Genomic DNA, 12,385 nt, shown 5'->3' on the forward strand with positions numbered 1-12,385 from the left:
GGCTCTTGGCCCGCTACAGGCGCGGCCCCGCCACCATGCGCGCGACGCGAGCCATGTCGGCGCTCATCTCGCGGTCGTCGTCGAGCGGGGCGACCAGCGCCCGCACGGCATCGTAGCTGCGCCGCGGTCCTTCGCCCATGCTGTCCAGCACGCCGCGCAGTTCCACGCCGGTCGCGGCGAAGATCAGTTCCATCGCCACCAGATAACGCAGCCGCTCGATGATTCCAGCCGTCTTGGCCACCACGCGCGGCGCCATCGACGACTGGTCCTCGACGCCGTCCGAGATGGCTAGAGGGCTGAGCGACATCGGATTGGCAAGGTGCCGGATTTCCGCTTCGAGCGCGGCGACCGGCTTCTGCAGTTCCGCATAGCCCTGGCGGCTGCCGCCTCTGGCCGACAGGAAGCGCGGCAGCTCCGCCACCGTCGGCGACATCAGCTTCATCGAGCGGTTGGCGGTGCCGACCGCGCAGTGGGCCAGCGCCTGGCCGAGATTCTCCCAGGTCAGCGTGAAGGCGGTGAGGTCGAAATTGCCGTTGGAGACGACCCGTTCGGCCTCGGGCAGGATGACCGGATTGTCGCCGGAATGGCCAAGCTCGATCTCGGTCGCGAGCTTCGCCTGCTCATAAGCATGGAGCAGGCCGCCCCACACTTGCGGCACACAGCGAAAACTGAGCGGATCCTGCAGGCGTCGCGCGGCGTTGTCCTGCCACAACCCGCTTCCCGAAAGCTCGGCTCGCAGCCTTGCGCCTATCTCGCATTGGCCGAAGGCCGGCCGCGCCGCCAGCGCATCCTCGTCGATGGCCTTGAGCGAAGAGCGGAATGCCTCGTAGTTCAGCGCCACCGCCGCCAACGACCAGTCGATCAGGCACGCGACTTCTTCGAGTGCCAGGCACGCCGTTCCGGTCGAAAGGCTGTTGGCGACGATGATGGCGTGGCCGTCCTTTTCGCGCAGGTCGAGCGGTTCGAGCCCTGCGAGCTTGAGCGCTTCGGCCGAGGGCATGATCCTGCCCTGATATTCGCTGTCGCCGTCGCCGCGCAGCGCCCGCGCCAGATGTCCCAGCGGCGCGAGATCCGCGGCCCCCACCGATCCCCAGCTCGGAATGACCGGATGGACCCCGGCGTTGAGCGCGGCGAGGAGGCCGAGCACCACGCCTTCGGAGGTGCCGGTGCCGCCCGCCGCCATGCCGCAGATGCGCGCCACCATCAGCGCCCGTACCGCCTCGGTCGGCAGCGACGGACCGGCGCCCATGGAGTGGCTGAGCGGCACGCTGTGCTGGAAGGCGATAAGATCGGCCTCGGCGAGCGGCGTGTCGACACATGCGCCAAGTCCGGTTGTGACGCCGTAGAGCGGCCTGCCGAGCTGGGTGAGATGCTCGAGCAGGGCGCGGCTGGCGCGGATGCGGCGCAAGGCTTCCTCGCCGAGCACGAGCCGTGCATTGCGCCGCGCGATCTCGGCGACATCTTCCGTGCCCAGCGGCTTGGCGTCGAGGACGATCACTCTGGCTGTCATCGGGCTATTCCTTGGGCCTCCGGGAATGGCGGCCGACGAATGCAGGATATCCGGCATCGGAGCCGGCCATTGTCGAAAATCCGCCGTCACGATTGCCGTTATTGTTCGGCGATCCGGATAGCGGCACGGCCCTCGACAACGAGGACGGCAGGATCATGGCGATCTATGTCATGCGCAATCCCGCCAAGCTGCGGCATCTGCATTTAGCTGGGATGAAAGCAGCTGCGGAACTTTTGCTCCGCTGGCGATTTTGGATATGCTGCAGGTCCAATTGCCAGAAAGGTTGCCGTTCATGACGAAATATTATGCGATCGCCGCGCTCATGCTTGCCGCGGCAGCCGCGATGGCAGGGCCCGCTGCCGCCGGCGAACATCGCTACCGCGTTGTCGAACGGGAGCGTTACGTTCCGGCCAGCGACGACATTATCGAGACGCTGTTCGGGGGTCCGCGCTACTACGACCAGCAGATGGCCACCACGGCGGCGGGCGCCTGCGCCTATCACCGCGTCGGACCGGACGCGAATGCGGTGAACGACATCAACGATCGCTATTGCGGGAAATAGGATTCCTGGCGGCGTTCGGGGCCGGTTTCGATAAGCCTCGACGCCTCTGCTGCTACGATCCCTGCGAACTTTCGAGGTCGCTGGGATGGTTGTCGTTGGCCGGACCGCAGCCACCTTTGCTATGGTCGGTGGAGCGGTCGCACACGTTCCATCCAAATATTGTATACAATAATAAAGAAAGATGTTGACAATCTGTCGCGGTGGGTTTCCCTTGCGCTATACGCGCAGCCTACGAGCAAAGCACAAAGCGCGATAACCAAGGGGAACTGAAGCTATGATCGACCGTCGCTCGACTCTGAAATCAATGGCGCTTGGCGCCGTCTCGACCCTCGCGCTTGCCGCTCTCGGCATTTCGTCCGCGCAGGCTGACAACAAGGAACTGAAGATTGGCTTCGTCGGCGTTACCAGCGGCCCCGCCGCCGCCTGGGGTACGTCGAATGTGCGCTCGATGCAGACCCGCGCCGCCTGGATCAACGAAACCGGTGGCGTCAAGATCGGCAACGACACCTACAACATCAACATCGTCACCTTCGACGACCAGAAGGACCCTAAGCGCGCCATCGCCGGCATGGAGAAGATGGCGCAGGAAGGCATCCACTATGTCGTCGGGCCGAATGTCGATGACGGCGCCGCTGCGGTGCGCCCCGTCGCCGAGGCCAACGGCATCATCTATTTCCCCTACGCCTTCCCCAAAGCGCTCTACCAGAAGCCGGCCTCCAATGCCGTGCTCGGCATGATCGCCAACTACCAGTCCGGTCCGGCGATCTACAAATACCTCAAGGAAAACAAAGGTGTGAAGAAGATCGCCTTTGTCGCGGCCAATGAATCCGATCCGCTCAGCCAGCGCGACAGCGGCGTCGAGGCGGCAAAGGCTCTGGGCCTGGAGATCGTCGCCCAGAACGACACCTACCAGAACGACACCCGCGACTTCACGCCGGTGCTGACGCCGATCGTTGCCTTGAAGCCCGACCTGCTCGTCCTGTCCGGCGTGGCGCCGGCCAACGCGCCGCTGCTCATCCGCGCCGCCCGCGAGCTCGGCTATGAAGGCCTGATCTCGACCGAAACCGCGCAGGACGCCAAGGTCCTGGAAGAGGGCGCGGGCGAATACGCCAACGGCTTCATCTCCGTCGGCGGCGCCTCCACGCCGGAAATCGCCTCGGACGCGATGAAGGAATTCGTCACCCGCTACACCAAGATGTTCGGCGAGTATAACGACGAGTCCAACACCAAAGTTTATGCGCTCGAATACATCATCGAGACCTTGAAGGCGAACCCGGCGGCCATCAATGACGTCGCCGAATTCAAGAAGACGATGGACACTTTCTCGGCGCCCAATCCCTTCCTGAAGGGCGACGCCAAGCTCAGCTATGTCGGCATGACGTCCTTCGGCCAGAAGCGTCAGCTTTCGGTGCCGATGGTGGTCAACGAATATAAGGACGGCGCCTTCCAGACCCTGTTCGTCGGCTCCGTCGACTAGCGTTACCTTCGGGCGTCATTTCCTCCAGCTTGCCGCGGGGGCCGATAGGCCGGCCCCCGCGGCAGATCGAAGGTATCCATGGAACAGGTCATCGCCAACGGATTGTATCTCGGTGCCCAGTACGCACTGATCGCGCTGGGCCTTACCCTGATCTTCGCCCTGATGAACGTGCTCAATTTCGCCCACGGCCAGATGTATGTGCTGGGCGGGTTCATCACCTACACGGTCTACGGCCAACTCGGCCTGCCTTTCGTGGTCGCGCTGCTCGCCTCCGGCATCACGCTCGCCGTCATCGGCGCGCTGATGGAGAAATTCCTCTTCCGCACCGTCATCAGGCGCAGCCATCGCGAGGAAAGCACCATGCTGCTCGCCGCCGCGACCGCCTTCTTCTTCGACGCCGTCATCCTGCTTCTGTTCGGCGAAAAGCAGCGCGGCGTTCCCAAGATCGTCAAGGGCGTCTTCAACGACGCCGGCATCATCATGCCTTACGATCGCATCGTCGTCGGCGCGCTGGCGATCGTCTTCATCGCCGCCTTCGTGCTCTACATGCAGTACAGCCGGGTCGGCCGCGCCATGCGCGCGCTCGCCCAGGACCGCGTCGCCGCCCAGCTGATGGGCGTCCGCGTCGACCGCTATTCGATGATCGGCTTCGCCATGGGCGCCATGCTCGCGGGTGTCGTCGGCGGGCTGCTGGTCACCATCACCGGCGTCAATTCCGGCATCGGCGGGCCGATCTCGATCAAGGCCTTCCTCATGGTGATGATCGGCGGCGCCGGCGTCGTCGGCGGTGCGATCGCCGGCGGCTTCATCCTCGGCATGATGGAGTCGGTCGGCCTCACCGCGCTGCGCGAATATGGCGACGTCACCTATCTCGTCATCTTCGCCGCCCTGATGGTGTTCCTGTCAATCCGCCCCAACGGGCTGATGGGCAAGCCGTGGGGTTGATGGCGCCATGACCTACAATCGCAACATGAAAATCGCGTCGGTCGTGGCCTTCCTGGCCATCGTCTTCGTCGCCGTGCCGGCCGCGATCTCGGCAAGCGGCCGCTTCGACCTCTATTACACGCTGACCTCCGTGGCCCTGCTCAGCATCGCCAGCGCCGGCGTATGGCTGACCTTCTATATCGGCCGCATCAACATCGGCCAGGGCGCCTATGCGCTGATGGGCGGCTATGTCTCGGCCATATTGGTGATGAACTATGGCTGGTCGTTCTGGTGGACCTTGCCGGTGGCCGGACTGTTCTGCGCCGCTGCGAGCGTGCTGATCGGCCTGCCGATCCTGCGCCTGCGCGGCGTTTATTTCGCCATGGTCACGCTGGTGCTCACCGAGGTGGCGCGGCTGCTCGCGCTGGCGCTGCCGATCACCAACGGCGCCAAGGGCATCGTCAGCATTCCGCTGCCCGGCGCGCTGTCGATCTTCGGCCTGACGATCATTCCGGATTTCGCCACGCTGCAGAATTCGCGGCTCGCCTTCTATCTGCTGGCGGTCACGCTGATGGTGGTCTGCTTCGCAGTGATGTACCGGCTGGTCCATTCACGCATCGGCAAGCTTTGCCAGTCGCTGCAGCAGAATGAGGAGCTTGCTTCCTCGATCGGCGTCAACATCGCCTATTTGCGCATCATCGCCTATGCCGTGTCGTCCTTCTTCGGCGGCGTGGCCGGCGCCATCTTTGCCGCCATCTCGCAGTCGATCTATCCGTCGAGCTTTACGGTCACCGATTCCGTCAACTTCATGCTGAACTGCTTCCTCGGCGGCCTGGGTTACGTGTTCGGTCCGATGCTCGGCACGCTGGTGCTCTATTTCGGCTGGGACCTTCTGTTCCAGACCGGCGAGTTCCAGCTCCTCATCTATTCCGGCCTGATGATCGTCCTGATGCTGGTGCTGCCCAACGGCCTGCTCAGCCTTGCCGAAACCCGGAAGAAGGCTTGAGCCATGGCCGAAATGCTCGAAGTCTCCGTCCTGACAAAGCGCTTCGGCGGTCTAGTTGCGGTCAACAACGTGTCCTTCTCGGTGCGCGAGAAGGAGATCCTGTCGGTGATCGGTCCGAACGGCGCCGGCAAGTCGACTTTGTTCAAGCTGATCTCGTCGTTCCTCACGCCGACAGCGGGCGAGGTGCGCCTGAAGGGCGAACGTATCTCAGGCATGGCGCCGCATATCGCCGCGCGTAAGGGGGTCGTGCGCACCTTCCAAGAAACGACGATCTTCAAGAATATGAGCGTGCGCGACAATGTCGTCATCGCGCATCACCTGCGCTCGACGGCGAGCCTCCTCGGCTTCTTCATCGGCACGGGCGCGGCGAAAGCCGACGAAGCGGCCTTCGGGCAATCGGCCGATGAGATCCTGGCGCTGCTCGGCCTCTCCTCGCTCGCCGGCGAGAGGGCCCGCAACCTGCCACACGGCCATTTGCGGGCGCTGGGCATCGCCATCGGCCTGGCCACCAACCCTTCGATCCTGCTGCTCGACGAGCCCTTCGCCGGCATGAACCACGAGGAAACGATGCGCATGGTGGCGATGGTGCGGCGCCTGCGCGATCTTGGCCTCACCATCCTGCTCGTCGAGCACGACATGCCGGCCGTGATGAAGATCTCGGACCGCATTGTGGTCCTCAATTTCGGGCAGAAGATCGCCGAGGGAACGCCGTCCGAAATCCAGGCGAACGAGAAGGTCATCGAAGCCTATCTCGGCAGCGAAAACGAGGCGATCGGCCTATGAACCAGATCCTGAACTTCGCCAATGTCGAGCTCTACTACGACCACGTCTATGCGCTGAAAGGCGTCTCGCTCGAGGTCAACGAAGGCGAGACCGTCGCGCTGATCGGCGCAAACGGCGCCGGCAAATCGTCGATCCTTCGCGCCATCACAGGCCTGAACAGGATCAGGTCCGGCGAGATCCACTATAATGGCAATCGGATCGACGCCGCCGCCCCCGACGAGATCGTCAAGATGGGCATCGCCATGGTGCCGGAGGGACGCCGCGTCTTCCCCTATATGTCGGTCAGGGACAACCTGTTGATGGGCGCCTTCACGCGCTCCAGCAAAGCCGAGATCGCCGCGTCGATGGAGATGGTGCTGGGACGCTTCCCCCGGCTGAAAGAGCGCTTCTCGCAGGCCGCGGGCACGATGAGCGGCGGCGAGCAGCAGATGCTGGTCATCGGTCGCGCGCTGATGGCGAAGCCGAAGCTGCTGCTGCTCGACGAGCCCTCGCTAGGTGTCGCGCCGAAACTCGTCCAGGACATCGCCCGCTCCATCGTCGCCATCAACCGCGACAAGAAGGTCAGCGTGCTGCTGGTCGAGCAGAATTCGCGCATGGCGCTGCGCATCTCGCAGCGCGCCTATGCGCTGACCACCGGCAGTGTCGCGCTGAGCGGCAACTCCGCCGAATTGCTGACCGACGACAGGGTCAAGCGTCTTTATCTCGGCGGCGAGATCTGAGGCATTTCAATGCGCATACTCGTCATCAACCCCAACACGACCGCCTCGATGACCGCCAAGATCGGCGAGGCGGCGCAAAGCGTTGCGTCGCCGGGCACCGAAGTCATCGCCGTCAATCCGGTCGATGGCCCGCCCAGCATCGAAGGCTATTTCGACGAGGTCTTCGCCGTGCCGGGCATCATCGCCGAGATGGGCAAGGTGCCGGCGGCCGATGCCTATGTGATTGCCTGTTTCGACGACACCGGGCTCGACGCCGCGCGCTGCGCGAGCGAAGCCCCGGTCATCGGCATCGGCGAGGCCGCGTTCCATATGGCCAGCCTTGTCGCCGGCAAGTTCAGCGTCGTCACCACGCTTGCCCGCTCGGTGCCCGCGATCGAGCACAACCTCGCGAAATACGGTCTCGCCTCGCGCTGCGCCAGGGTGCGTTCCTCGGAGGTCGCCGTGCTCGAGCTCGAACGTCCGGGCTCGAATGCCAGGCACAGGATATCGCAAGAGATCGCGCGCGCCATAAGCGAGGACCATGCCGAGGCGATCGTGCTCGGCTGCGCCGGGATGGCCGATCTTGCGCACAGCCTATCCGAGGAGCACGGCATTCCGGTACTCGATGGGGTCGTCTGCGCCGTCACGCTGGCCGAGAGCCTGTGCAAGGTCGGCTTGAGGACGTCGAAGATCGGCGGCTATGCCGCGCCGCGCGGCAAGCGGTTCGCCGGCATGTTCGCCCCGCTGTCGCCGGCCGACTGAGACAGTCGTGTAGGGCCGGCTGCCGGGATTGACCGCCGCGCAAGCCATATTAGATTGAACCGACCTCTACCAATGGAGGCAAATCAGGCGGGCTGCGCCTGCGCGTTGAAGAGCATGTTGACGGTACTCAGGGAAGACGATCGAGAAGACAAGCCGGCGGCACGCTGGTCGCCGATCTATTATGGCTTGAGGGACGCCATCGTCAGCCACCGTCTCGCGCCGGGCACCAAGCTGCCGGAAGACGAGTTGGCCTCGATCTATTCGGTGAGCCGCACCGTCGTTCGCGCCGCCCTGCAGGCACTTGCGCACGACCGGCTGGCACGGCTGGAGCCCAACCGAGGCGCCTTCGTCGCGCAACCATCGAAGATCGAGGCGCGCGAAGTGTTCGAGGCGAGGGCGCTGATCGAACCCAAGGTGGCCGCGCTCGCCGCCAGGGCGGCGGTGCCGTCGGACATTGTGCAATTGCGGTCACACCTGGAGAAGGAGCATGAGGCGCTGCATGACGGCCGCGACAGCGACGCCATCATGCTGTCGGCGCGCTTCCATGTCGGCATCGCCGAGATCGCCGCGCATTCGGTGTTCACCAATTTCGTGCGCGACCTCGTCTCGCACTCCTCGCTGATCATCGCACTCTACTGGAAGCGCCGTGACGCGACCTGCGAGAAGCACGCCCATCATGCGCTGGTCGATGCGATCGAGGCCGGCGACAGCGGCAACGCGGCCGCCCTGATGAACAGCCATCTGGTCGACCTGCTGTCGGGGCTGGATCTCACCGACAAAGTCGAGAAGTCCGACAGCCTGGCGGATCTGCTGCGCGCCTAGAGCAGACGGCGGTCCAGCCGGTCGCCGAACCGCCGGAGGACCCGGCTAGGCCGCGGCCGCCTGCGAATAATCCATCCGCTCCAGATCGGCGATGAGGCCGGGTCCGGTCGGCTGCCAGCCGAGATGCGCACGCGTCCATTCGCTCGACGCCGGCATGTCGAGTCCGGCGAACATGGCGAGCCATCCGAAATGGTCTGCAGCCTCCTCCTGCGACAGGGAGACCACCGGCACGTCGAGGCCGGCGCCGATCACTTCCGCGATGGCGCGCATGGCGATGCCTTCCTCGGCAACGGCGTTGTAGCGCACGCCGGCTTCCTGCTTGTCCAGCGCCAGACGGTAGAGCTTGGCGACATCGAGCACATGCGCCGCCGACCACCGGTTGCGGCCTTCCCCGATATAGGCCGACACGCCCTTGGCGCGCGTCTGCGCGATCAGCGGTGTGATCAGGCCCTGCTTCACCGTGTCATGCACCTGCGGCAGCCGCACCACCGATACTTTGACGCCTTTCTCGGCCATTGCCGCACCGGCAAGCTCGGACAGGATACGAGGATTGGGGTGGTCGGTGTTGAAAACATCTTCTCTCGCCGGCTGTCCGTGTTCGGCCGAGCCCATGCCCACACCCGACGTGATGATGAGCAGCCGGTCCGAGCCGGCGAGCGCCCCTCCCAGCGCTTCGATGACGCGTTTGTCCTTCTCGCAATTCGCGAGGAAATTCGCGAAATTGTGGTCGAAGGCGGTGTGGATCACCGCATCCGATTTCGCCACGCCGTCGCGCAGGCTGTCGAGATCTTCGATATCGCCGCGATGGGGCTCGGCGCCGGCGCCGGCAAGCGAACGCGCGCCGGCTTCGGAGCGGGTCAGGCCGAGCACCTGATGGCCGGCGGCAAGAAGCTCAGGCAAGATCCTGGAACCGATGAAGCCGGTCGCGCCGGTAAGGAATACACGCATGGGAGGTCCTCCTGTGGTTGTTCGGAGGCCTTATTTGCGCTACAACTCATTCTGTTAAAGTAGTGACTTTATCATGGGATAATACTCAACAGGATCGCGATGCCGATCGAGACGACCAACAAGCTTGGCACCTTCCTTCGCGATCGCCGTATGCGCCTCGATCCCGCCGCCTTCGGCTTCCCCACGGGACGGCGGCGCACGCAAGGGCTGCGCCGTGAAGAGGTGGCGCAGCGCGCCAATATCAGCCCGACCTGGTATACCTGGCTGGAGCAGGGGCGGGGCGGCGCGCCGTCCGCCGATGTGCTGAACCGCATCGCGACCGGGCTGATGTTGACCGAGCCCGAACGCGAGCATCTGTTCATGCTGGGGCTCGGGCGACCGCCGGAAGTCCGGTACAAAAGCGTCGACAGCGTGACGCCGCGCCTGCAGCGCGTCCTCGACGCCTTGGACCCCAGCCCGGCGATCATCAAGACCGCGACATGGGATGTGGTGGCCTGGAATCGCGCCGCGGCCGCGATGCTGACCGACTATTCCAAGCTGCCGCGCGAGCAGCGCAACATCCTTCGGCTCATGTTCGGCAATCCCCGCGTGCGCGACGCGCAGGACGATTGGCAGAGCGTCGCGCGTTTCGTGGTCGGATCCTTCAGGGCGGATGCCACCCGGGCAGGCGCAGGCGCGGAAATCACCCAGCTCGTCGAAGAGCTTTGCCGGATCAGTCCGGAATTCGAGGCGCTGTGGCGCGACAACGACATCGTCGCGGCGCATGGCGAAGGCGTGAAGCGTCTGCGGCATCCCGAGATCGGGCTGATCGAGCTGGAGTTCTCGGTCTTCGCTGTCGATGGCCGTCCGGAGCTCGGCATGATCGTCTACAATCCCGTCACACGCGCGGACGCCGAACGCATCCAATCCTTGATCGAGTCCCGGTACGCGAAGATGTAGGGCGCTGGTGCCAGGAGGCCCGACGATGATGCGTCAGGTCTGAGATCGCCATCCATCCGATCGGCTCGGCGAAGCCTCAACGCCGCCCCGACGCCCTGATGTGGTCGATGAAGGCTCGCAGCTTCGGCAGCACCTGGTGCCTTTCCGGATAGTAGAGAAATACCCCCGGCGTTGTCACCGCGAAACGGCCGAGCAGCGCCTGCAGGCGACCGTCGGCGATCGGCGCTTCGGCGATCGGGCTTGGCACCTGGGCCAGCCCGACACCCTGGATCGCCCCCCCGAGCAGCGACGGGTAGTCATGCGCGATCAGCGGTCCCGACACGACTGCCTCGACGGTCTTGTTGCCGTCGACAAAGGACCAGGGCGCGACCGAACCGTTCGAGCGGCGCAGGCGCAGGCAGGCATGGTCGCGCAGGTCCTCGATGCGCTCGGGCGCCGCGCGCCGGCGCAGATAATCCGGACTGCCGACGACCACCATCGGAAAGGAGGGCGTCAGGCGAACCGCGACCATGTCGGGCGCGATCAGATCGCCCATGCGGATGCCGGCGTCGAACCCTGCCGCGGCAAGATCGGCCAGCTCGCCGCTAGCGACGATCTCCAGTTCGATCTCGGGATAGGCCTGGCAGAAGGAGGCGATCATCGGCTCCAGCAGGATCGGCACCACGGCCGGCGGCACCGAAAGCCGCAACAGCCCCGCCGGCCGTTGGCCCATCCCGCGCGCGATCTCGCTTGCGGCGATCAACTCCTCGAAGGCCGGCCGGGCGCGCGCGAAAAAGCGCTCTCCGGCTTCGGTGAGGCCGACGCTGCGCGTCGTGCGGATGAAGAGCGCAGCACCGATGCGCGCCTCCAGTGTGCGTATCGCTTGGCTGATCGCTGACGGGGTGACGGCAAGCTCTGCCGCAGCCTTGCGGAAATTGCGGTGCCTCGCGACGCTCAGGAAGGCTTCTACGCCGTCCAGCGCGCCATGCCTGACTGTGAAGTTCTGCTTCATGACCCGTCGACATTATCGCGGATAGTTGTCGGCAGAAAGCGGCCGTATTTCTTCCGTGACTGTGGAAGCCTGAAGGGAAGTTGAAATGACCGATGAACTCGACCGCGTGCGCGATCACTATCGCGCGACCGGCCTCGCCGATCGATTGAAGACCGCATTGGCGGTGTTTGGACCTGAGCAACAGCGGCTGAAGCCTGAACAGCTCGCGACCCTCGACCAGTTCCACACCCGCGGACTGGCGGCGACGGCTGAGCTCGCCAATCTGGCCGCCATCGCTGCCGACATGTCGGTGCTCGACGTCGGATCTGGCGTCGGCGGGCCTGCCCGGTTTCTTGCCGAGACCCATGGTTGCGAGGTGGTGGGCGTCGATCTCAGTGAATCCTTCGTCGAGGCGGCGCGCTATCTGACCGCGCGAACCGGGCAGGACGGCCAAGTGTCGTTCGAAACCGGCAGTGCGCTGGCGCTGCCTTTCGAAGACGGCCGGTTCGATGCCGCGCTGTTGCAGCATGTGGCGATGAACATCGCCGACCGGCCGCTGCTCTACCGCGAGATCAGGCGCGTTTTGAAGCCGGGCGGAAAATTCGCCACTTTCGACGTCGTGCTGAATGGTGGCGATCCGCTCTATCCCGTGCCGTGGGCGAAGACGCCGGGCGAAAGCTTCCTGTTGACGGCGGAAGCGACCTGCGAGGCAATCGAGGCCGCCGGCTTCGGCATGCTCGTTCGCCGCGACGACACGGCCATAGCCAAGGCCTGGTTCGCCGAGCTCCGCGCCTCCGGCCCGCCGCCTACGCTCAATCTCGGCGTCGTCATGGGGCAGGGCTTTGCCGATCTCGCCACCAAGCTTGGGCGCAATCTGATGGAGGGACGGCTGGGCATTCTGACGGCGGTGTTCGAAGCCGTTCCCGTCAACTGAGCAGTTCCAGGAAAAGTGTTCAGCGGTTTTCCGTCCGGAATTGCGAAAAC

13 protein-coding genes are annotated in these 12,385 nt (G+C 64.6%); 10 read left to right on the top strand and 3 right to left on the bottom strand.

Translation table 11 applies throughout. The features are described 5' to 3' along the window. Nucleotides 1–13 precede the first annotated feature (13 nt). Nucleotides 14–1,510, bottom strand: a complete 1,497-nt coding sequence (locus P9273_RS19475) for an HAL/PAL/TAL family ammonia-lyase (RefSeq protein WP_278050358.1) — start codon at nucleotides 1,508–1,510, stop codon at nucleotides 14–16. A gap of 292 nt (nucleotides 1,511–1,802) precedes the next feature. Here P9273_RS19475 and P9273_RS19480 point away from each other — a divergent pair, with 292 nt between their 5' ends. From P9273_RS19480 to P9273_RS19515, 8 genes are all read left to right on the top strand, one after another. Continuing rightward, entirely contained in the window at nucleotides 1,803–2,072 is a 270-nt protein-coding gene (locus tag P9273_RS19480; protein WP_278050359.1) for a hypothetical protein, read from the top strand. 274 nt (nucleotides 2,073–2,346) lie between these two features. Further along, on the top strand, nucleotides 2,347–3,549 hold the full coding sequence (locus P9273_RS19485) for an ABC transporter substrate-binding protein (protein ID WP_278050360.1): 1,203 nt from the start codon (nucleotides 2,347–2,349) through the stop codon (nucleotides 3,547–3,549). 78 nt (nucleotides 3,550–3,627) lie between these two features. Further along, nucleotides 3,628–4,494 carry a branched-chain amino acid ABC transporter permease gene (locus tag P9273_RS19490; RefSeq protein WP_278050361.1) on the top strand — a complete coding sequence of 289 codons (867 nt, stop codon included), beginning with the start codon at nucleotides 3,628–3,630 and terminating at the stop codon, nucleotides 4,492–4,494. Nucleotides 4,495–4,501: 7 nt separating this feature from the next. After that, nucleotides 4,502–5,479 carry a branched-chain amino acid ABC transporter permease gene (locus P9273_RS19495; RefSeq protein WP_278050362.1) on the top strand — a complete coding sequence of 326 codons (978 nt, stop codon included), beginning with the start codon at nucleotides 4,502–4,504 and terminating at the stop codon, nucleotides 5,477–5,479. Between the two features lie 3 nt (nucleotides 5,480–5,482). Continuing rightward, nucleotides 5,483–6,262: an ABC transporter ATP-binding protein gene (locus P9273_RS19500; protein WP_278050363.1), complete on the top strand. Its 780-nt coding sequence runs from the start codon at nucleotides 5,483–5,485 to the stop codon at nucleotides 6,260–6,262. Then, complete coding sequence (locus tag P9273_RS19505; RefSeq protein ID WP_278050364.1) at nucleotides 6,259–6,981, top strand: ABC transporter ATP-binding protein; 723 nt, start codon at nucleotides 6,259–6,261, stop codon at nucleotides 6,979–6,981. The genes P9273_RS19500 and P9273_RS19505 overlap by 4 nt, the downstream gene beginning before the upstream one ends. 9 nt (nucleotides 6,982–6,990) lie before the next feature. Continuing rightward, nucleotides 6,991–7,722, top strand: coding sequence for an aspartate/glutamate racemase family protein (locus P9273_RS19510; RefSeq protein ID WP_278050365.1), 732 nt, complete (start codon nucleotides 6,991–6,993; stop codon nucleotides 7,720–7,722). 114 nt (nucleotides 7,723–7,836) lie between these two features. Then, entirely contained in the window at nucleotides 7,837–8,544 is a 708-nt protein-coding gene (locus P9273_RS19515; protein ID WP_278050366.1) for a GntR family transcriptional regulator, read from the top strand. 45 nt (nucleotides 8,545–8,589) lie between these two features. Here the strand turns inward: P9273_RS19515 and P9273_RS19520 are convergent, their stop codons facing one another. Further along, nucleotides 8,590–9,492 (bottom strand): SDR family oxidoreductase, encoded by a 903-nt coding sequence (locus tag P9273_RS19520; protein ID WP_278050367.1) that lies wholly within the window; start codon nucleotides 9,490–9,492, stop codon nucleotides 8,590–8,592. A 99-nt stretch (nucleotides 9,493–9,591) separates the two neighbouring features. Here P9273_RS19520 and P9273_RS19525 point away from each other — a divergent pair, with 99 nt between their 5' ends. Continuing rightward, complete coding sequence (locus P9273_RS19525; protein WP_278050368.1) at nucleotides 9,592–10,431, top strand: helix-turn-helix transcriptional regulator; 840 nt, start codon at nucleotides 9,592–9,594, stop codon at nucleotides 10,429–10,431. A gap of 76 nt (nucleotides 10,432–10,507) precedes the next feature. On the opposite strand, the gene P9273_RS19530 is transcribed toward P9273_RS19525, so the two are convergent. Then, a complete protein-coding gene (locus tag P9273_RS19530) occupies nucleotides 10,508–11,422 on the bottom strand; it encodes a LysR family transcriptional regulator (protein ID WP_278050369.1) in 915 nt (304 codons plus the stop codon). Between the two features lie 85 nt (nucleotides 11,423–11,507). Here P9273_RS19530 and P9273_RS19535 point away from each other — a divergent pair, with 85 nt between their 5' ends. Next, nucleotides 11,508–12,335 (top strand): class I SAM-dependent methyltransferase, encoded by an 828-nt coding sequence (locus tag P9273_RS19535; RefSeq protein WP_278050370.1) that lies wholly within the window; start codon nucleotides 11,508–11,510, stop codon nucleotides 12,333–12,335. The last annotated feature ends 50 nt before the right edge of the window (nucleotides 12,336–12,385 follow it).

It is taken from the genome of Mesorhizobium sp. WSM4935, assembly GCF_029625735.1.
Lineage (GTDB): Bacteria > Pseudomonadota > Alphaproteobacteria > Rhizobiales > Rhizobiaceae > Mesorhizobium.

Coding starts and splice junctions, on each gene's coding strand:
- P9273_RS19505 (WP_278050364.1), top strand. CDS start 6,259: ATGAACCAGATCCTGAACTTCGCCAATGTCGAGCTCTACTACGACCAC.
- P9273_RS19520 (WP_278050367.1), bottom strand. CDS start 9,492: ATGCGTGTATTCCTTACCGGCGCGACCGGCTTCATCGGTTCCAGGATC.
- P9273_RS19500 (WP_278050363.1), top strand. CDS start 5,483: ATGGCCGAAATGCTCGAAGTCTCCGTCCTGACAAAGCGCTTCGGCGGT.
- P9273_RS19510 (WP_278050365.1), top strand. CDS start 6,991: ATGCGCATACTCGTCATCAACCCCAACACGACCGCCTCGATGACCGCC.
- P9273_RS19530 (WP_278050369.1), bottom strand. CDS start 11,422: ATGAAGCAGAACTTCACAGTCAGGCATGGCGCGCTGGACGGCGTAGAA.
- P9273_RS19490 (WP_278050361.1), top strand. CDS start 3,628: ATGGAACAGGTCATCGCCAACGGATTGTATCTCGGTGCCCAGTACGCA.
- P9273_RS19515 (WP_278050366.1), top strand. CDS start 7,837: ATGTTGACGGTACTCAGGGAAGACGATCGAGAAGACAAGCCGGCGGCA.
- P9273_RS19475 (WP_278050358.1), bottom strand. CDS start 1,510: ATGACAGCCAGAGTGATCGTCCTCGACGCCAAGCCGCTGGGCACGGAA.
- P9273_RS19495 (WP_278050362.1), top strand. CDS start 4,502: ATGACCTACAATCGCAACATGAAAATCGCGTCGGTCGTGGCCTTCCTG.
- P9273_RS19535 (WP_278050370.1), top strand. CDS start 11,508: ATGACCGATGAACTCGACCGCGTGCGCGATCACTATCGCGCGACCGGC.
- P9273_RS19485 (WP_278050360.1), top strand. CDS start 2,347: ATGATCGACCGTCGCTCGACTCTGAAATCAATGGCGCTTGGCGCCGTC.
- P9273_RS19525 (WP_278050368.1), top strand. CDS start 9,592: ATGCCGATCGAGACGACCAACAAGCTTGGCACCTTCCTTCGCGATCGC.
- P9273_RS19480 (WP_278050359.1), top strand. CDS start 1,803: ATGACGAAATATTATGCGATCGCCGCGCTCATGCTTGCCGCGGCAGCC.